General features: G+C 57.9%; 17 protein-coding genes. 9 read left to right on the forward strand and 8 right to left on the reverse strand.

What is annotated here, in order from left to right:
• Positions 1-6: 6 nt before the first annotated feature.
• A complete protein-coding gene (locus AC2FLD_RS12185; RefSeq protein ID WP_496673678.1) occupies positions 7-969 on the reverse strand; it encodes an alpha/beta hydrolase in 963 nt (320 codons plus the stop codon).
• Entirely contained in the window at positions 969-1,259 is a 291-nt protein-coding gene (locus AC2FLD_RS12190; RefSeq protein ID WP_050603643.1) for an SCP2 sterol-binding domain-containing protein, read from the reverse strand. Before AC2FLD_RS12190 ends, AC2FLD_RS12185 begins: the two co-directional genes overlap by 1 nt.
• Before the next feature lie 30 nt (positions 1,260-1,289).
• On the opposite strand from AC2FLD_RS12190, the gene AC2FLD_RS12195 reads away from it, so the two are divergent.
• The 6 genes from AC2FLD_RS12195 to AC2FLD_RS12220 all read left to right on the forward strand — a co-directional run bounded on the left by AC2FLD_RS12195 (position 1,290) and on the right by AC2FLD_RS12220 (position 7,202).
• Entirely contained in the window at positions 1,290-1,898 is a 609-nt protein-coding gene (locus tag AC2FLD_RS12195) for a tetratricopeptide repeat protein (protein WP_496673675.1), read from the forward strand.
• Between the two features lie 18 nt (positions 1,899-1,916).
• The gene (locus AC2FLD_RS12200) at positions 1,917-4,757 is read left to right on the forward strand and encodes a helicase-related protein (protein WP_496673672.1); all 2,841 of its coding nucleotides are present in this window, start codon (positions 1,917-1,919) and stop codon (positions 4,755-4,757) included.
• A 6-nt stretch (positions 4,758-4,763) separates the two neighbouring features.
• Positions 4,764-5,129 (forward strand): RNA-binding S4 domain-containing protein, encoded by a 366-nt coding sequence (locus tag AC2FLD_RS12205; protein ID WP_496673669.1) that lies wholly within the window; start codon positions 4,764-4,766, stop codon positions 5,127-5,129.
• A gap of 66 nt (positions 5,130-5,195) precedes the next feature.
• On the forward strand, positions 5,196-5,534 hold the full coding sequence (gene fdxA / locus AC2FLD_RS12210; protein WP_170451366.1) for a ferredoxin FdxA: 339 nt from the start codon (positions 5,196-5,198) through the stop codon (positions 5,532-5,534).
• A gap of 283 nt (positions 5,535-5,817) precedes the next feature.
• Positions 5,818-6,327, forward strand: a complete 510-nt coding sequence (locus AC2FLD_RS12215) for a CarD family transcriptional regulator (RefSeq protein WP_050603638.1) — start codon at positions 5,818-5,820, stop codon at positions 6,325-6,327.
• Between the two features lie 113 nt (positions 6,328-6,440).
• Positions 6,441-7,202 carry an ion channel gene (locus AC2FLD_RS12220; RefSeq protein WP_496673666.1) on the forward strand — a complete coding sequence of 254 codons (762 nt, stop codon included), beginning with the start codon at positions 6,441-6,443 and terminating at the stop codon, positions 7,200-7,202.
• Here the strand turns inward: AC2FLD_RS12220 and cobS are convergent.
• Positions 7,199-7,963, reverse strand: coding sequence for an adenosylcobinamide-GDP ribazoletransferase (gene cobS / locus AC2FLD_RS12225; RefSeq protein WP_496673663.1), 765 nt, complete (start codon positions 7,961-7,963; stop codon positions 7,199-7,201). The two genes, AC2FLD_RS12220 and cobS, sit on opposite strands and share 4 nt — an antisense overlap.
• 78 nt (positions 7,964-8,041) lie before the next feature.
• On the opposite strand from cobS, the gene cobT reads away from it, so the two are divergent.
• A complete protein-coding gene (cobT, locus tag AC2FLD_RS12230) occupies positions 8,042-9,052 on the forward strand; it encodes a nicotinate-nucleotide--dimethylbenzimidazole phosphoribosyltransferase (protein ID WP_496673660.1) in 1,011 nt (336 codons plus the stop codon).
• A 30-nt stretch (positions 9,053-9,082) separates the two neighbouring features.
• On the opposite strand, the gene AC2FLD_RS12235 is transcribed toward cobT, so the two are convergent.
• Together AC2FLD_RS12235 and AC2FLD_RS12240 are read right to left on the reverse strand one after the other, a co-directional pair.
• Positions 9,083-10,963, reverse strand: a complete 1,881-nt coding sequence (locus AC2FLD_RS12235) for a monovalent cation:proton antiporter-2 (CPA2) family protein (protein WP_496673657.1) — start codon at positions 10,961-10,963, stop codon at positions 9,083-9,085.
• Between the two features lie 20 nt (positions 10,964-10,983).
• A complete protein-coding gene (locus AC2FLD_RS12240) occupies positions 10,984-11,439 on the reverse strand; it encodes an Lrp/AsnC family transcriptional regulator (protein ID WP_050603634.1) in 456 nt (151 codons plus the stop codon).
• A 147-nt stretch (positions 11,440-11,586) separates the two neighbouring features.
• On the opposite strand from AC2FLD_RS12240, the gene hppD reads away from it, so the two are divergent.
• The gene (hppD, locus tag AC2FLD_RS12245) at positions 11,587-12,684 is read left to right on the forward strand and encodes a 4-hydroxyphenylpyruvate dioxygenase (protein ID WP_496673654.1); all 1,098 of its coding nucleotides are present in this window, start codon (positions 11,587-11,589) and stop codon (positions 12,682-12,684) included.
• Positions 12,685-12,750: 66 nt separating this feature from the next.
• Here the strand turns inward: hppD and AC2FLD_RS12250 are convergent, their stop codons facing one another.
• Positions 12,751-14,799: a hypothetical protein gene (locus AC2FLD_RS12250; RefSeq protein ID WP_496673652.1), complete on the reverse strand. Its 2,049-nt coding sequence runs from the start codon at positions 14,797-14,799 to the stop codon at positions 12,751-12,753.
• Positions 14,800-14,954: 155 nt separating this feature from the next.
• Between AC2FLD_RS12250 and AC2FLD_RS12255 the strand changes: the two genes are divergently transcribed.
• Positions 14,955-15,659: an SIMPL domain-containing protein gene (locus AC2FLD_RS12255; protein ID WP_496673649.1), complete on the forward strand. Its 705-nt coding sequence runs from the start codon at positions 14,955-14,957 to the stop codon at positions 15,657-15,659.
• A gap of 2 nt (positions 15,660-15,661) precedes the next feature.
• Here AC2FLD_RS12255 and AC2FLD_RS12260 read toward each other — a convergent pair whose 3' ends face one another.
• Together AC2FLD_RS12260 and AC2FLD_RS12265 are read right to left on the reverse strand one after the other, a co-directional pair.
• Positions 15,662-16,372, reverse strand: a complete 711-nt coding sequence (locus AC2FLD_RS12260; RefSeq protein ID WP_496673646.1) for a GNAT family N-acetyltransferase — start codon at positions 16,370-16,372, stop codon at positions 15,662-15,664.
• A gap of 2 nt (positions 16,373-16,374) precedes the next feature.
• Positions 16,375-17,667 carry an O-acetylhomoserine aminocarboxypropyltransferase/cysteine synthase family protein gene (locus AC2FLD_RS12265; RefSeq protein ID WP_050603630.1) on the reverse strand — a complete coding sequence of 431 codons (1,293 nt, stop codon included), beginning with the start codon at positions 17,665-17,667 and terminating at the stop codon, positions 16,375-16,377.
• Positions 17,668-17,713: the final 46 nt, after the last annotated feature.

Raw genomic sequence — 17,713 nt, forward strand, 5'->3', positions numbered from 1 at the left:
AGGTTTTCAGCCCTCGGAAGAACGGGTTTGATTAGACAGAAAATGTTCGGCCATCTGATCCAGAACCGGCCCACGCACATCCGGTGCCTCCATCAACACTTCGTGCTCGCCATCCGGGATTTCGACCAATGTGCCGTTTGGCCAGTTTTCCATACGTGCGCGAATGGCCTTGCGGTCTACGATCTGTTCGTGGCTGCCAAGAAAGGTCAGGCCGGACGTGTCAGGCGCGGGTTGTTCCATCAGCCAGGCACATTCGTTCAGCGATTCTCGCAACCAAAGGTTTGAGGGCGCCCCAAGCGCCAGTTCGGGATGGGCCTTTAGCTGATCCTGCATCATCTGAAACATCGCCGGATCGCGGGTCAGCATGTTGCCTTCGAACGGCTGCGACAGGACATAGCTTTCCAGCGTTGTGGTCGGTGGTGTCTTTTCGCCAAGGCCAAGCGCAGTGCCCCAATAGGCCGTCACACGGCTGAGAGGTTTCATGACCGGAGTGAAGAAAATGCCCCACATCGGCCCGGTGAAGGCGCAGGCTGCAAAGCATTTCTGTGCCATTACGGCCCGCAAACCAATGGCACCGCCCATCGAATGTCCGATCACGTACCAGGGCTTTGGCAGGTTCAGCGAGCGGGCATAATCAAGCGTGGCCTGAACGTCGTGCTGATAGTCCGTGAACTGATCGACATGGCCGATACGGGGATTGTCCAGCAGGCGATCTGCCAGGCCCTGACCGCGCCAATCAACGGCAAGCATGGCAAAGCCGCGTTGGATGAACTCGGCTGCTGTGCTTCCGTATTTTTCGATATACTCGGTTCGACCGGGGAACATCAGCACGGTGCCGCGCGCATCGCCTTCGGGCAGCCAATGGCCGACCCGGATTCGTATCTGGTCCGTAGTCATTAGCCAGTGGGCGCTCCCACCGGCGGGACCGCCGGCCACGTCTTCAAAAAAAGGGGCCGGCGTCAATTCCATCAGGCCAGCACCGATGCAAGTTTCATGGCAACGCCCATGTCGCCGTCAATGCTCAGCTTGCCGGACATGAACGCACCGGTGGGGTTCAGTTCACCGCTGAGGATTTGCTCGAACGTGTCGGCGTCTGCGCTCATGGTGACATCAGCATCATCATCGCTGACCCGCGCGCCGTCTGCGTCCAAAACAATTGCGCCCAGATCGGCGATAGCAAACTTGGCCGAGGCATCGAACGCGCCGCCTTCCAGTTTTTCATTCAGCGCGGCTGCCGCCTTTTCAAGAATCTCGCTCATGCTTTTCCTCATTTTGTTAGTGCGCCGTGAATGGACATCCCCGGTCGCAACGCTACACTGACTATTGTTATGATCATTGCAATCCACAATCTCAAAGGTACCGTTGCGGCACTTGTTGTCCTAGTCACGTTTTCCACCAGTTGCCTCGCGCAACAGGCGGATTTGCGGGATGAGGGCGCGCTGCTGGAGCAACTGGCCGAGTCCTCGCCCGAACAGGCAATGGCACTGGACCGGCAACTGCAAGCATTGTGGGCGCAGTCCGGCTCGGCCTCGGCGGATCTGCTATTGGAACGCGGTCGCGAAGCCCTTGATGGCGGAGATATTGATGCCGCGTTGGACCATCTGACTGCGTTGACGGATCACGCACCCGAATTTGCAGAAGGCTGGCATGTACGCGCCTCGGCATTTTTCGGTATGGAACGGTTCGGAATGGCGGCGGTTGATCTGGAGCACGCATTGACCCTCAACCCCAACAACTATGAGGCGATATACGGGCTGGGTTTGATCTTTGAGATTATCGGAGAACCTCAGAAAGCCTATGACGCGTATTCGCGGGCCTTGGCTATACATCCCCATCACGAAGAAGTAACCAATGCGGTGAATCGACTGAAGCCTCAGATCGAAGGCGCAGCGCTGTAAGGTCCGGGGCAGGGGGCAATGGTGAGCGGGTCATCCCGAGTAGTGGCCGTATTGGGCCCGACAAACACAGGCAAAACCCACTATGCGATCGAACGGATGCTGGGATACCGCACCGGTGTGATCGGTTTGCCGCTGCGGCTGCTGGCGCGCGAGGTCTATGACAAGATCGTCGCCATTCGCGGACCGTCTGTTGTGGCACTGGTCACGGGTGAAGAGCGCATCGTGCCGCCGCGCACCCAATATTGGGTCTGCACGGTCGAGGCGATGCCCGATGGCATGGGGGCAGATTTCGTCGCGATCGACGAAATCCAACTCTGCACCGATCCCGAACGCGGCCATGTCTTCACGGACCGCCTGTTGCGTGCGCGGGGGACAAATGAAACACTGTTCCTTGGCTCTGACACCATGCGCGGTCCGATTGCCGCCCTAGTGCCCGAGGCGCAGTTTGTGCGGCGCGAACGAATGTCGCAGCTTGTCTATTCGGGGTCCAAAAAGATCAGCCGGATGCCCGCACGCAGTGCCATCGTCGGATTCTCGGTCGAAAATGTGTATGCCATCGCTGAATTGCTGCGCCGCCAGAAAGGTGGTGCAGCCGTGGTTATGGGCGCACTCAGCCCGCGCACGCGCAACGCACAAGTCGATCTCTACCAGAATGGCGAGGTCGATTATCTTGTTGCCACCGACGCAATCGGGATGGGGTTGAACCTTGATGTGAACCACGTCGCGTTTTCATCCCTGACTAAATTTGATGGCCGCCGGATGCGACCGCTGGCCCCGAACGAACTGGCGCAGATTGCAGGCCGGGCCGGTCGCGGGATGTCTGATGGCACCTTTGGCGTGACGGGCGAGGCTCCGCCACTGGACGAAGGCGTGGCGCAGGCCATCATGGACAGCCGGTTCACGCCGATGAAAAAGCTGAACTGGCGGAATGCCGCCTTGCGGTTTGGCTCAACTGACGCGCTGATCGCCTCGCTTGAGGTCAGCCCAAATGACGAGCACCTGACCAAAGCGCGCCCTGCGGACGACCTGAATGCGCTGAAATCCTTGTCGCAAGTGACCGAGGTCGTCGCTCGTGCCAGCGACCCGCAATCCATCCGTTTGCTGTGGGATGTGTGCCGGATTCCCGATTTTCGCGGCATCAGCCATGCAGAACACGCCAGCTTGCTCGAGGTGATCTTTGGCCACTTGCATGAAAGGGGGGGCGTTCCTGATGACTTCATGGCAAGGCAGATTCGCCGGATCGATCAAACCCATGGCGATATTGACGCATTGTCCAAAAGGTTGGCATATATTCGCACTTGGACATATGTTGCGCAACGAAACGGCTGGGTCCGTGACGAATCGCATTGGCGTGACGAAACGCGCACTGTAGAAGACAGATTGTCAGACGCGTTACATGAGCGTCTGACTCAAAGATTTGTGGACCGGCGTACATCTGTTTTGCTGCGCCGGCTCAAACAGAAGGAGGCCCTTTTGGCCGAAGTAAATGACAAGGGTGAAGTGACCGTCGAAGGCGAATTCGTCGGTCGTCTGGAAGGGTTCCGGTTCACGCCGGACAAAAGCGCGCAGGGAACCGAGGCGAAAGCCCTGAAATCGGCGTCCTTGCAAGCACTCGCGCCGCAATTCCATCTGCGCGCCGATCGCTTCTACAATGCGCCCGATACCGAAATTGATTTCACTGATCAGGGTGGCCTGATGTGGGGCGAATACGCCGTCGGCAAACTGGTTGCCGGGGCAGAGTCTCTCAAGCCGATGGTCGAAGTTTTTGTGGACGAAGCCGCAGGGCCGGAGGTCGAACAGAAAGTGCAGCGCCGGTTGCAGCATTTCATCGACCGCAAGGTCGCCGCGCTGTTCGAGCCGCTGCTGAACCTGTCGCGCGATGAAGAACTGACCGGTCTGGCCAAGGGCTTTGCGTTCCGCATGGTCGAAGCGCTGGGCGTACTGCCCCGGGCGCAGGTCGCGCAAGAGGTCAAAGATCTGGATCAGGATTCCCGCGGTGCGCTGCGCAAGCACGGCATCCGGTTTGGCCAGTTCACGATCTTCATGCCGCTGCTGCTGAAACCCGCACCCACGCGCCTGCGTCTGGTGCTGTGGGCGTTGTCCAGCGGTTTGCTGGAGTTCCCCGAAGCTCCGCCTCCGGGTCTGGTCACTGTGCCCATCGCCAAGGATGCGCCGCAGGGATACGACACCATGTGCGGCTACCGCGATGCGGGCGAGCGTTCGATCCGGATCGACATGCTGGAACGTCTGGCCGACATGCTGCGCGCCGAAGACAGCCGGGGCGGGTTCGAAGCCAAGCCGGATATGCTTTCGATCACCGGTATGACGTTGGAACAGTTCGCAGACCTGATGCAAGGCTTGGGGTACAAAGCCGAGCGTGGCGAGCGTGAAAAGGTCAAACAGGCCCCTGTGGAAACGCCCGCGACTGAGGCACCTGATCAGGCCGCCGCAGATGAAACCCAAGCCACAGCCGCAGATGAAACCCAAGCCGCAGAGGCTACATCGGAAGAGGTTGTGGCACCCGCAGAGGCGCCGGCCGAGACCACGACAAGCCCCGAGGCGGCAACCGAGGCACCAGCGTCTGACGCCGCATCGGATGAGCCAGAGGTTGAGGTTTTCTTTACCTTCACCTGGGGTCGTCAGCGGCAACCCAACCGTGGCCCGCGTCGTGAGCAAGGGCAAGGTAAAGGCAAACCGCGTGGTAAGCCTCAGGATGGTCGCGGCAAGCCTCACGGCAAGAAGGGCGGCAAACCTCAGGGTGCCAAGACTTTCTCGTCACGGCCTCCGAAAAAGGAAAAGGCCATCGATCCCGACAATCCGTTCGCCGCTGCGCTGATGGGTTTGAAGGACGGCAACTGACGCAATATGGCTGATGCCAAGCTGCGGATCGACAAATGGTTGTGGCAGGCGCGGTTCTTCAAGACCCGCAGCCTGGCCGCCAAACAGCTCAGCGGCGGCTATGTCCGATTGAACGGAAACCGGGTGATGAAGCCGGCACAGACCGTGTCACCCGGCGACGTTCTGACCTTTCCTCAGGGCCGTATCGTGCGCGTTGTACGCGTGGAAAAACTGGGTGAACGCCGTGGTCCGGCCCCCGAGGCGCAAACGTTGTATCTCGATATGACCGAAAAGCAGGACGTGCCTCCAAAGAATCCCGGGTTTGAAGGAAAGGGTCGCCCAACCAAGAAAGATCGACGCGCTCTTGATCTTTCTCGCACAGAAGATCGCTGATCCTATCTTGAAGAGTAGGCCAGACTGAATTAGCTAGTCGCTCAAACCGCAAACGGGAATCCGATCATGACCTATGTTGTCACCGAAAACTGTATCGCCTGCAAATACACCGACTGTGTCGAAGTATGTCCGGTGGACTGTTTCTATGAAGGTGAGAACACATTGGTCATTCACCCCGACGAATGCATCGATTGCGGCGTGTGCGAACCGGAATGCCCGGCCGACGCAATCCGTCCGGATACCGAGCCGGGGATGGAGCAATGGGTCGAGTTCAACCGCAAGTTCTCGGAACAGTGGCCGGTCATCGTCACCAAGAAAGATCCGCTGCCCGGCGCGGAAGAACGTGACGGTGAAGAAGGCAAGATGGAGAAGTATTTCTCAGAAGCACCCGGCGAAGGCGGTTAAGCGATTCGCCACAGCGCTGCTTCTTTTGGCGCGAAGTTCGCCAAGTAACTGTTTGAATGCGCGTATAATTCAAAAAATTCCCGTAGGGTAAACTTTCGGGTGTCGTATTTTTGTGATATACTCTCAATCTGTATGATGACCGAGATTGGGATGCGCTCCGAAAGTACGCTCGCTTTGGAGTAGTGAATTTATGACAAAAACGCCGCCTGACGGGGCTGAGACAGTCCCCGCATGTGGTGCTTTTGTTGTCTGCGTCCCGGTCCGCAAGCAAGGATAAAACTGAATGACAAAGTCGAAAAAGCTCGAATTCCGCCCGAACGACTATGTTGTCTACCCCGCACATGGCGTAGGCCAGATCATCTCGATCGAAGAACAGGATGTCGCTGGGTTCACGCTCGAGCTGTTTGTCATCTCATTTGAGAAAGACAAGATGACTCTGCGCGTGCCGACCAACAAGGCCACCGAATCCGGTCTGCGGTCGCTGAGCTCGCCGGATGTGATCAGCCAGGCGATGAAGACGCTGAAGGGCAAGGCCAAGGTCAAACGCGCCATGTGGTCCCGTCGCGCCCAGGAATATGAACAGAAAATCAACTCGGGTGATCTGATCTCGATTGCCGAGGTTGTCCGCGACTTGCATCGCACGGATGACCAGCGCGAGCAGAGCTATTCCGAGCGTCAGCTTTATGAAGCTGCTCTGGAACGTCTGACACGCGAGGTTGCAGCCGTGTCCGGGGCTGGCGAAGTTTCGGCCGCGAAGCAGGTTGACGAAGTACTGACCTCGCGCGCTGCCTGATCGCAACAAAAACTGCTTGAGGCCGCTCCAATTGGGGCGGCCTTTTTCGTGGCTTGGTGATTTGCGCAACTACCGTTAATTTCACTTTATATGCAGCACGATACAGGGCGGATATGAAGCAGACGGTGAAATACCTGTATATCGGACATGATCCGATTTCGGTCTGGTTTCGCTATGGCCTGATCGTGTTTGACATCGTGTCGATCGTGTTTTTTGTCGCCACGGCCCATTTTCCAAATGGGCCGGGCGTCACGGCTGCAAGCCTGCTGATCGGCTTTCTGATTTTGCTGGATTTCTCGGCACGGCTTTGGATCGCCAAGGATCGTCGGAAATTATTGCGCCAGATTTACACGCTGGCGGATATCGTTGTTATTGTGTCTCTTGTGCTTGATCCGTTCCTGACTGGCAACCTTGCGTTTTTAAGGATCTTGCGTGCCTTGCGGTTGATCCATTCCTATCACCTGCTGAGGGATCTACGGCGCGACAGCCATTTTTTTCGAACCCACGAAGACGCCGTTATTGCCGCAATCAACCTGCTGGTCTTCGTCTTTGCGACCTCGACCGCCGTTCTGGTGTTCTTCATTCCTGCAGACTCGCAGACGCCCTATATTGATGCGCTCTATTTCACCATGGCAACCCTAACGACCACTGGATTTGGCGATATCACCTTGCCCACACCGGGCGGCAAGCTGTTTTCGGTCTTTATCATGGTGGTGGGTGTGGCGCTTTTTGTCCGGCTGGCACAGGCAATTTTCATGCCCCAGAAAGTACGCCATAAATGCCCAAGCTGCGGTTTGTTTCGGCATGATCCGGACGCGGTGCATTGCAAACATTGCGGCGCTACGTTGCGGATCGAAACCGGGGGTGCGTCTTAAATCAGCGCAACGCAGGTTAGCAGAATGGTGATCTCGGACACCAATTGTGTGGCTCCCAGAATGTCACCCGTCTGGCCACCGATCTTTGTTTTGGCGATGATGGCCAAGACTGCTGCGCTGGCTGTTGCAAAGCCCATGGCAGCGATTGCACCCATGCCTATGAGCAGGAAGGCAAGCGCCGCCGCCAGACCCAGTGCTGCGACAACGGATGTTTTCTGAGGTTTGCCGACAGAATGGCTCAGGCCCGACTTCCGGGCATGCGGTAGGCCAGCCATCACCAAAGGCATCAACGCCCGCGAGACAATACATGCGGCTAATATTGCACCCACCGCATCAGCGGTCAGCAAAGCCGCGATAGCCGAGATACGAACCAGTTGAGACATGATCAGGGCAAGCACGCCGTAGGTCCCGATATGGCTGTCTTTCATGATTTCCAAGCGGCGGTCTCGGGTGAACCCGCCCCAGAGGCCGTCGAACGTGTCGGCCAGGCCATCCTCGTGCATGGCACCGGTTGTGGCGATCAGGGTGGCCAGTAGCAGACCGGCGGACGCCATTACCGGCAGCCCCAACGCAAGCGCGCTCCACCCCACAAGGCAGGCGAGTCCCGCAACGACCAAACCCACAAGCGGAAAGGCCCAGGTTGCCTGTGCCTGCCTCGAAAACACGGGATCCGGCAAACGCGGCAGGGGCAGGCGGGTGAGCAGCACCAGCGCCAGCAGTATATCCCACGGAGAAAAAGGTTTCGTGTCGTTTTTTTGCACGCCCGTGCCTTTCGGGGTCTTGTTGGATTCAGTGCTTCGGTTAAACACACAGGACCACTCTGATGCAATGAGGCTTTCATGCTGCCTGAACTGAATGATTTGAACGCGTTCCGCGCTGCTCTTACGGCGGCACCGGGGCCGGATGCCACTGCGGTGCAAGCTGCGGCTGACCGAAACGGACAACTGACCAAGCCCCCGGGCGCACTTGGGCGGTTGGAAAATCTTGCGATCTGGTATGCGGGATGGCGTGGCGATGCCCGTCCGCAGATTAGCGCACCACAAGTCATCGTCTTTGCCGGAAACCACGGCGTCACTGCGCAGGGCGTATCGGCCTTTCCGCCTGAAGTCACCGTGCAGATGGTGATGAATTTCGAACATGGCGGTGCAGCGATAAATCAGCTGGCAAAGGCAGCGGGTGCGACGATGGACGTGCATGCGCTGGACCTGGACACACCCACTACGGATTTCACTCAAGCTCCGGCCATGAGTGAAGAAGAACTGCTGAGCGCCTTGCGCACGGGTTGGCAGGCCGTTGATCCGCAGGCCGATCTGCTGGTTGTGGGCGAGATGGGTATTGGCAACACAACTCCGGCGGCCGCCATCGCCTGCGCGCTGTTTGGAGGAGACGCAGAGGACTGGACAGGTCGTGGCACCGGAGTCGATGATGCAGGTCTTGCCAACAAAACGCGTGTTGTGGCTGAGGGTGTCGCGAAACATGCGTCAGAGGACGGCCTGGAGATCCTGCGCTGCCTCGGAGGGCGCGAGATTGCCGCGATGGCCGGAGCGATTGCCGCCGCGCGCGTATTGCGCATTCCAGTCATTCTGGACGGATTCATCTGCTCTGCCGCTGCCGCTTGCCTGTGGAAATTGTCGGCCGGTGCGCTGGACCATGCGGTTGCCGGGCACCAAAGCGCAGAAGCGGCGCATGGTGAAGTATTGTCCAAGCTAGGCAAAGACCCGTTGCTGAGCCTTGGCCTGCGCTTGGGCGAAGGGTCCGGTGGGGCACTGGCGATAAACATTCTCAAAAGCGCAGTGGCTTGCCATTCCGGCATGGCAACCTTTGCCGAGGCAGGCGTATCTGACGGTTAAGGTGTCGCCTGACCCGGGCACGGATCTGGGTCAGGCAGATTTCTTGGCGTGCTCTTCAGCCAATTCGAGTAACGCGGTTTCCAGTTCCCTTTCCAGCTTCTGCGAACGTTCGATGTATTTCTTGTTCTCAGCAGTCGGCATTCCGGGAACCCACAGTTCGGCCAGATCGCGCATAGAAGCCCGGTCGTGGTGATAGAAGGTCTGCTCGGCTTGCGAAGCCTCATATTCACTCAGCCCGATATTCTCCAGCACGTAGCGCCCCGCGCGCAGCGAACTGTCGAACATTTCACGCACGATGTCGTTGGCTCCGGCCTGATACAGCTCGTAGACGTGGGTCCGATCACGGGCCCGGGCGATGATGTGCAGGTCGGGGCGCTGCCGTCGAGCATAACCAACAAGACGTGTGACTTGCTTGTGGTCATCCATCGCTGCCACCAGAACGGATGCTTTTTCCAACCCTGCGGCACGTAGCAACTCGGGCCGCGTAGGGTCGCCCAAGAAGCCTTTTACGCCAAACCGGCGCATCAACTGAACGGTTTCGATATCGTGGTCCAGCACAACGGTCTTGAAACCGCTGGCGCGTACCAGACGATTCACGATCTGACCAAAGCGGCCGATGCCCGCGATGATAACCGGGCCTTTTTCATCAATCTCATCCGGTTCGGGCTCCTTTGAGGTGTCGCCCATTTTTCGAGACAGCAGGTCATAGATGATGAACAGAAGCGGGGTGATCAGCATCGTCAGCGCAATGATCATAAGCAGCTTCTGCGACAGGTCGGGCGGTATGACATTCTGTTGTGTCGAAAAGGCCAGCAGTACAAACCCAAATTCACCGGCCTGCGCCAGTCCGAGTGTGAACAGCCAGTGATCCCGCCCGCTCAGGCGGAATGCCTTGCCGACAAGGTAAAGAATGACCCCTTTTGCCAGGATCACAAGCAGCGCCAGGCCGATCAGGTCAAACGGATCGTCGAAGAAGTAGCCAACGTTAATGCCTGCTCCGACCGTGATGAAGAAGAGGCCCAGGAAAAGGCCTTTGAAAGGCTCAAGGTCGCTTTCCATTTGGTGACGAAACTCGGAACTGGCCAGAACGACGCCCGCCAGGAAAGCGCCCAAGGCAGGTGACAGCCCGACCAGCGTCATCAGAAAGGAAATACCAACCACGATCATCAACGCCAGCGCGGTGTACATCTCGCGCAGACGGGTGGCGTGGATAAAGCGAAACAGGGGGCGCGTGAGGTAGACACCCGCCAGAATGACGAAGGCCACAGCCCCTATCGTGACGAGAGTGACGGCCCAACCTGGCAGCCCTTCGACCAGAGACAAGCTATGGTGGCCTGCTCCGTGTAGGTCGGCAACACCGCGGTCAATCGAACCATCTGCTTCGATATGAGGTAACGCTGGAAGGGCTAGCAGCGGCAACAATGCCAGGATCGGAATGACTGCGATGTCTTGCGTCAGCAGCACCGAAAATGTGGCTCGACCACCGTTCGTCTGCATCAACCCCTTTTCCGACAAGGTCTGAAGGACGATCGCTGTAGACGACAAGGACAAAGTCAAACCCACTGCCAGCGCGACGGACCAGGGGTGATTTGCATAGATGGCAACGGCGGCAATCGCAGCTGTTGAGAGCAGAACCTGCAACCCCCCCAGACCCAGCAGCTTGTCGCGCATATCCCACAAGGCGCGGGGTTCCAGTTCCAGTCCGATCAGGAACAGCATCATCACAACGCCAAACTCGGCAACATGTTGAAGGTTTTCCGTTTCGGCCCCGACCAATCCCAGTACAGGCCCAATGATGATCCCGGCGGCCAAATAACCCAGAACCGACCCTAGCCCCAGCCTTGCGGACAGGGGCACCGCGATCACAGCCGCAGCCAGATAGATCGAAGCCTGATATAGAAAATCGTCCATTAGTCTCCTCGTGATCCCGTTCAGGTGGGCAGGGGGGCGTCGCGTTTCAGTTGGTCCATCACTATCTGGCTTTGCACACGGGCAACAGCAGGATGCGGCAGGATGACATGATGGAGCAAGCTGTTGAGCGCGGAAAGATCATCACAATAGACATGCAGCAGGTAATCTGCCTCTCCTGTCATCGTCCAGGCGCTGGTTATCTCGGGGCGGGTGTCGACCATACGGGCAAAGCTTTGGGATTGTTCGGGGCCATGTGTACCCAGATGAACCTGAACAAATCCTTGCACCTGCAAGTCAAGCTTAAGCGGATCAAGCCGGGCGGCATAGCCCGTAATATAGCCTTCGGCCTCAAGCCGTTGTCGGCGTCTGCCCGCTTGACTGGGCGAGAGGTTCAGCATCTCACCCAGTTGATGCGCAGTCAGATGCGCATCCTTTTGCAGGGCAGATAACAGGCGTTTGTCGGTTGTGTCCAGCACGTGCGGAGGAATCTCGTTTTTTCAGTGTTTCGCGCGCATTTTGCGCGTCAGTCTTAAGTTTACACGAAAAAAATGCGCAGAAACAGCGTTCGAAAAGTCATATTTTTGAATCAGCAATAAATTTCCGGTCTTCAAAGGAGACGCGCCATGGGTCCATTCCCGCATAACGCCCCGAAATCTGTGATCAGCGACGAAAACCCCGCCGGGACCGACGGGTTTGAGTTTGTTGAATTTGCCCATCCCGAACCGCAGGAACTGCGCGATCTGTTCGCAAAGATGGGGTTCGACCTGGTGGCCCGTCACAAGGATAAACCGTTGGTTGAACTCTGGCAGCAAGGGGATGTCACCTATGTCCTGAATGCCGACCCGGACAGCTTTGCGGACAAATTCGTAGCCGAGCATGGCCCGTGCGCCCCGGCGATGGGATGGCGCGTCGTCGACGCGCAGAAAGCGTATGAACACGCTGTGTCGAAAGGGGCTGAACCCTATGATGCGGACGATAAAACGATGGATGTTCCTGCGATCAAGGGCATTGGGGGGTCACTGATCTATTTCATCGACCAGTATTACGATACATCGCCCTACAATCAGGAATTCGAGTGGATCAAGGAATCCAAGCCGCGCGGTGAAGGGTTCTATTACCTCGATCACCTGACCCACAATGTCTACACGGGCAACATGGACAAATGGTTCGAGTTCTATGGTGATCTGTTCAATTTCCGCGAAATTCGCTTCTTCGACATTCAGGGTAAGTTCACAGGCCTGTTCAGCCGCGCATTGACGTCGCCCTGCGGTCGAATCCGGATTCCGATCAACGAAGACCGGGGTGAGACCGGGCAGATTGTATCCTACCTCAAGAAGTACAAGGGCGAAGGCATCCAGCATATCGCTGTCGGCAGCGAGGATATCTATGCCTCAACCGACGCAATTGCCGAGAACGGTTTGAAATTCATGCCTGGACCGAACCCCGCCTATTACGAGATGTCGAAAGATCGCGTAACGGATCATGAAGAGCCGCTGGATCGCATGATGAAGCACGGCATCCTGATCGACGGTGAGGGTGTTGTGGACGGCGGCGAGACCCGCATTCTGCTGCAGATCTTCTCAAAGACCGTAATCGGCCCGATCTTTTTTGAGTTCATTCAACGCAAGGGGGATGACGGGTTTGGTGAAGGTAATTTCCAGGCCCTGTTCGAATCCATCGAGCGTGAGCAGATCGAAAGCGGTGAGATTTCCGCTGCCTGATCCAAGAACAATGCGCCGGGAACCTAAAACGCCCCGGCGCATCTTTTGTCACGTCGAACCGCGCGATCAGCTGCGCGGCATCGCCAATGTCACGTTGCGGCCCTTTTTCTGATAGCGCAATTCACTGTCGCTGATAGCGATGACTTTCCCGCCGTCAATGCGATCTCCGACTTTCAGTTTCTTGTACCGACCACTGGGCAGACGCACCAAGGCACGACGGTTGGCCGGAGTGCCATAAACACCAATCAGGTTCAGTTTACGCAGGTTGATGGCGTTGTCGATTGTAGCCTGTCGGGCGACCGATGCGGTCGAAGGTATCTTGGGTGCCACCGTCTTGGGTTGAAAAGATCCTGCATCATCGGGCTTTTGATCCAGCGCCGCTGTTGATGCCAGAGTGGACGGCTTTGCAACGGTCGGTCTGGCCGCAACCAGACCTGCTGGTCGCGCCTTGGGTCGGGGGACGCGCATGATGGCCAGCTCAGAGACAGGTATTTCCACCTCTTCAGGGGCTTCCAAACCTTCGGGGCGTGGTTTGGGGCGCTTGCCAGCCAGTTCTTCGCGCGATTGACCACCGAGTTGCTGACGTTCGAACGTTTCTTCAAGATCGTCGGGGCGTGGTTTGGGGCGGAGGCCAGCCAGCCTTTGATCGACCTCTTCAACAACAGGCTCTTCCTCGAACCGCAGCGGAGCTTGTTGCGGGACCTTGGAGGGGCGGCCCAGATATACTGTGATCCCGTCGGGGCTCAATGCACCCTCGGGCGTGGCGACAACAAGCCCCTGATCATCCAGATCGAACCGCGTGCCTGCAACACTGGGCAGTCCCTCTTGATTGAATGGCACGTCCGTGTCGAAACTTGAGGAAGGCGGCAATGCGACAGCATCATTGGAGAGATCGGACTTGTCGATGGATGTCAGATACAGGTCTTCCGGCTCAACGGCGTCCGGCTCTTGCAAAGGAGCGGGGGGTGCCACGTCAATCCCTGTCACGGCAAGGATATCTTTTGGAGCATCGGGATCCTGAGCAATCGGCTCGACTGCTGTTGGTGCAACCTTGAGCGCTTCGAGGATCGCCGCATCCGTAGGTGACAGCTCGGGCTGTTCCTCAGCCTCATCAACTGGTGGTTCAGGCGGCGTGCTTTGCTGGGGTTCAATAGCTGCAACCTCAGGCGTCGGCACCGGGGTGACTTCGGGCTCGGGTGCCGATACGTCCGGTGCAACTGGGTTCGGCTCAGCCTGTTCGAAGCGTTCCTCGGTCGTTTCTGCGGTTGGTTCGGGGAGGGTGCTTGGCTGCGGCTCGACAGCAGCAATTTCGGATGTGGGGTCAGGGATTGCCTTGGCCTCAGGCGCCGATATTTCCGGTGCGGCTGGGCTCAACTCGGTCCGCTCCGATTGCTCGGTCGGGCCAGAGGCCAGCCACGCGCCAAAAACCCCGCCGAGAAGAATCACGGCGGCAAAGGCCGGAATGGCGTAACGCTTGGAAGCGGGCTGTGAGGTAACATGTGCAGCGCGGGAGCTGTCTGGCGCTCGAAACGCATCCGGTGCAGCCGTACCGGCGATGGGATGAGCAGGCAGGCCGAGGGGGGCAACCTCTTCGGGCGAATCCGTTTCACTGGGCTCTGCGGGCTGCGTTGCAAGTGGTTGCTCAGATTGCTCTAGGAAAACCGGCTCGCGTGGGAAGGTGCCTGCGCTTTCTTCAGCGGTGAAAACCGTTGGTACAAAGCCATGGCCTATGGCAAAGTTCCGCGCCTCAGACAGAGTCTTTTTGGCAACGACAGCGACATGAGTTGTGTCACCTTCGGTCTGGCTGTCATAGCTGAGGTCGGACAGAGAATACGGGGTCGCCTCGACCAGTGCTGCCTCAACGCGCGCCTTTCGGTCTGCGACGGATAAGTCACCGGTTTCGACGTCCAGAAAGCGAACCTGATCCGCTGGCAGGACGATCTTGCAACTCAGGTCGTTTTCAAGGGCAAATGCTTTTTCCCGCAATGCCTGAATTTGCTCGGGCAGATCCTGCTCATCCAGCGGAATCGAGCCGACAACGTACCAATCGCCCTCGGATTGGTGGTGCAGAAAAATTCCGGTTGCAGAAAAAGACAACGCAAAGGCGGGTTTCATATTCCGGAAGAACCATAATTATCAGCGTCAATGCAAACGACTTTGCGTTCGCAGACCGACATTAAAGCAGGAACCCGCCGAGGGAAAGAAAAAGGCTGGGATTGCTCTTGTATGGCGACGGTCCGCCAACCCATCTTAAAGTAGAAAAAATTGGAGTGATAACCTTGAAGACATTCGCTTTTCTGGCTGCGATGATGGCAGCAACAGCCGCAGGAGCGGCCCATGCGGAAGAACGTCGCATCACAGTGGATGCAACCGGAACCGTGCAAACTGCACCCGATATGGCGACGATCACGCTGGGCGTGACCAACGAAAACGCAGAGGCCGGGGCCGCCATGCAGGCGACTTCGGATGCGGTTGCCAAGGTCCTGTCACGACTGACCGAGATGGGAATCGAAGACCGGGACGTTCAAACCCGCGATTTGTCACTGTCACCGGTCTGGTCAGGGCGGCACGGGCAGAATGGGGAAAAGCCCGAAATCACAGGGTTCACTGCCTCGAACCGTGTTTTTGTGCGCGTTCGTGATCTGACGCAGCTTGGGAAGATTATGGATGCGGTCATTCAGGATGGTGCCAATGATTTCGGCGGGCTGAGCTTTGGTGTGCAGGATTCAAAACCGTTGGAGGCGCAGGCCCGTGCCGAAGCCGTCGGCGAGGCCAAGGCCAAAGCGGAACAGTTGGCACAGGCGGCTGGTGTAACACTTGGCCCGGTGCAAACGATCTCTGAGCAATCGGCTGGCGTGCGCCCCATGGCAGAGATGCGCGCCATGAGCATGGCCGATGCAGGCGGGGTCCCTGTTGCGGGCGGGGAAGTTTCAGTCTCGGTCAGCGTCTCGATGGAATTCGAGATTTCGGACTAAGACTAATCCTTCGCGCGGGCCATCAGCGGTGTGCGTTGCTGGCCCGCGGCGTCAAAATTGTTCGGCGACAGCCAGGCTTCGAAAGCATCACGAACGCGGGGCCATTCGGTATCGATAATCGAATACCACGCAGTATCCCGGTTGCGCCCCTTGTAATGGGTCGCCTGCCGGAACACTCCTTCAAAGGTGAAGCCCAGCCGCTCTGCCGCGCTGCAGGATGGTGCATTCAGCGCATCGCATTTCCATTCATAGCGGCGATAGCCCAACTCATCGAACACCCGCTTCATCATCAGATACATGACTTCGGTGGATTGCGGTTTGCGCTGAAGCAGGGGCGAGAAGTGGATATGTCCCACCTCGATCGTTCCGGCTGCAGGCTCGATCCTTAGGTACGAGGCCATGCCCAGAGGCACTTCATCACCATCCAGAACAGTATGGAACATCGGATCTGCGTCCATGCAGTTGGCGCGGGCCCAATCTTCGAATTCCGGCTCGCTGTCGAACGGGCCGTAGGGCAGGTAGGTCCAGTTGCGTCCATCCCTGTCATTTGCAAACGCCCGGAACAGTCCGGGCGCATGTCTGTTCACGTCCAAAGGCACGACAGAACAATATCGACCCTCCATCGGAGTATAGGGCGGTGTCGGGCGCGGAAAGTCACCCGAAACCGGCAAACCGATAGGTTGGCCAAGGTCGTTTGTGTCTTGCCCGGCCATCGTCAGGCGCTTGCTTTGGCCAAGGCCTGATCCAGATCCGCGATCAGGTCGTTCGCGTCCTCAATCCCGATGGACACGCGCACGACACCCGGACCCGCACCCGCGGCCTCTTGCTGTTCCGGAGTCAGCTGACGGTGGGTGGTCGAGGCCGAGTGGATGATCAGCGACCGTGCATCGCCCAGATTGGCCACGTGGCTAAAGATCTCCAATGCGTTGACCAGTTTGATACAGGCGTCGTACCCGCCTTTGACCGCAAAGGTGAACAGGGCACCAGCGCCACGTTTGTATTGCGACTTGACCCGGTCGTGATAGGGCGATGAGGGCAGACCTGCATAGGTGACGTAATCCACGCGATCATCAGCTTCCAGCCAGGCCGCGATCTTCTTGGCGTTCTCGACGTGGCGTTCCATCCGCAGCGACAGGGTTTCGATCCCCATCAGCGTATAATGCGCGGCTTGCGGGTTCATAGTCATGCCCAAATCACGCAGGCCAATGGCGATGCCGTGGAAGGTGAAGGCCAAGGGCCCGAACGTTTCGTGGAATTTCAGACCGTGATAGGCCTGCTCCGGTTCGCTGAGCGAGGGGAACTTGTCATTTGCGGACCAGTCGAACTTGCCCGAATCCACAATGCAGCCACCGGTAACAGTGCCGTTGCCGGTTAGGTACTTGGTGGTCGAATGCACAACCAGCGTCGCACCAAGTTCGATCGGGCGGCACAGGTATGGCGTGGCCGAGGTGTTGTCGACGATCAGCGGAATGCCAGCCGCATCAGAAACGTCCGCCAAGGCACGGATATCGGTGACATAACCTCCGGGGTTGGCGATGGATTCGCAGAACACCGCACGGGTGTTTTCGTCGATAGCGTCCTTCACCGCGTCAAGATCGTCGGTGTCGACAAACTTGGCCGACCAGCCAAAGCGTTTGATGGTCTGGCTGAACTGCGTGACCGTACCGCCATACAAACGGGTCGAGGCGACGACGTTGCAACCCGGTCCCATCAGTGGGAACAGCGCCATGATTTGCGCCGCGTGACCGGATGAGCAGCAAACAGCCCCAACACCGCCCTCAAGCGTCGCCACGCGTTCCTGCAACACAGCGACGGTTGGGTTGGTCAGGCGGGAATAGATAAAGCCCACCTCTTGCAGGTTGAACAGGGCTGCGGCGTGATCCGCATCGCGAAAGACATAGGCCGTGGTCTGATAGATCGGTGTCTGGCGCGCTCCGGTCGCCGGGTCGGGGCGGGCGCCCGCGTGAATCTGCAACGTGTCGAAACCGTAAGTGGGGCCGTCAGACATCTTGAAAATCTCCTGTTGGAATTTGGGTTGCTGAATCTGTAGGCGA

It is taken from the genome of Ruegeria sp. CDSA021 (assembly GCF_059612325.1).

Excerpts from the sequence above, each read along its gene's own strand:
- AC2FLD_RS12190 (WP_050603643.1), bottom strand. The coding sequence starts at position 1,259 with ATGAGCGAGATTCTTGAAAAGGCGGCAGCCGCGCTGAATGAAAAACTG.
- hppD (WP_496673654.1), top strand. The coding sequence starts at position 11,587 with ATGGGTCCATTCCCGCATAACGCCCCGAAATCTGTGATCAGCGACGAA.
- AC2FLD_RS12195 (WP_496673675.1), top strand. The coding sequence starts at position 1,290 with ATGGACATCCCCGGTCGCAACGCTACACTGACTATTGTTATGATCATT.
- AC2FLD_RS12205 (WP_496673669.1), top strand. The coding sequence starts at position 4,764 with ATGGCTGATGCCAAGCTGCGGATCGACAAATGGTTGTGGCAGGCGCGG.
- AC2FLD_RS12265 (WP_050603630.1), bottom strand. The coding sequence starts at position 17,667 with ATGTCTGACGGCCCCACTTACGGTTTCGACACGTTGCAGATTCACGCG.
- AC2FLD_RS12185 (WP_496673678.1), bottom strand. The coding sequence starts at position 969 with ATGGAATTGACGCCGGCCCCTTTTTTTGAAGACGTGGCCGGCGGTCCC.
- fdxA (WP_170451366.1), top strand. The coding sequence starts at position 5,196 with ATGACCTATGTTGTCACCGAAAACTGTATCGCCTGCAAATACACCGAC.
- AC2FLD_RS12200 (WP_496673672.1), top strand. The coding sequence starts at position 1,917 with ATGGTGAGCGGGTCATCCCGAGTAGTGGCCGTATTGGGCCCGACAAAC.
- AC2FLD_RS12220 (WP_496673666.1), top strand. The coding sequence starts at position 6,441 with ATGAAGCAGACGGTGAAATACCTGTATATCGGACATGATCCGATTTCG.
- AC2FLD_RS12215 (WP_050603638.1), top strand. The coding sequence starts at position 5,818 with ATGACAAAGTCGAAAAAGCTCGAATTCCGCCCGAACGACTATGTTGTC.
- AC2FLD_RS12260 (WP_496673646.1), bottom strand. The coding sequence starts at position 16,372 with ATGGCCGGGCAAGACACAAACGACCTTGGCCAACCTATCGGTTTGCCG.
- AC2FLD_RS12235 (WP_496673657.1), bottom strand. The coding sequence starts at position 10,963 with ATGGACGATTTTCTATATCAGGCTTCGATCTATCTGGCTGCGGCTGTG.
- cobT (WP_496673660.1), top strand. The coding sequence starts at position 8,042 with ATGCTGCCTGAACTGAATGATTTGAACGCGTTCCGCGCTGCTCTTACG.
- AC2FLD_RS12250 (WP_496673652.1), bottom strand. The coding sequence starts at position 14,799 with ATGAAACCCGCCTTTGCGTTGTCTTTTTCTGCAACCGGAATTTTTCTG.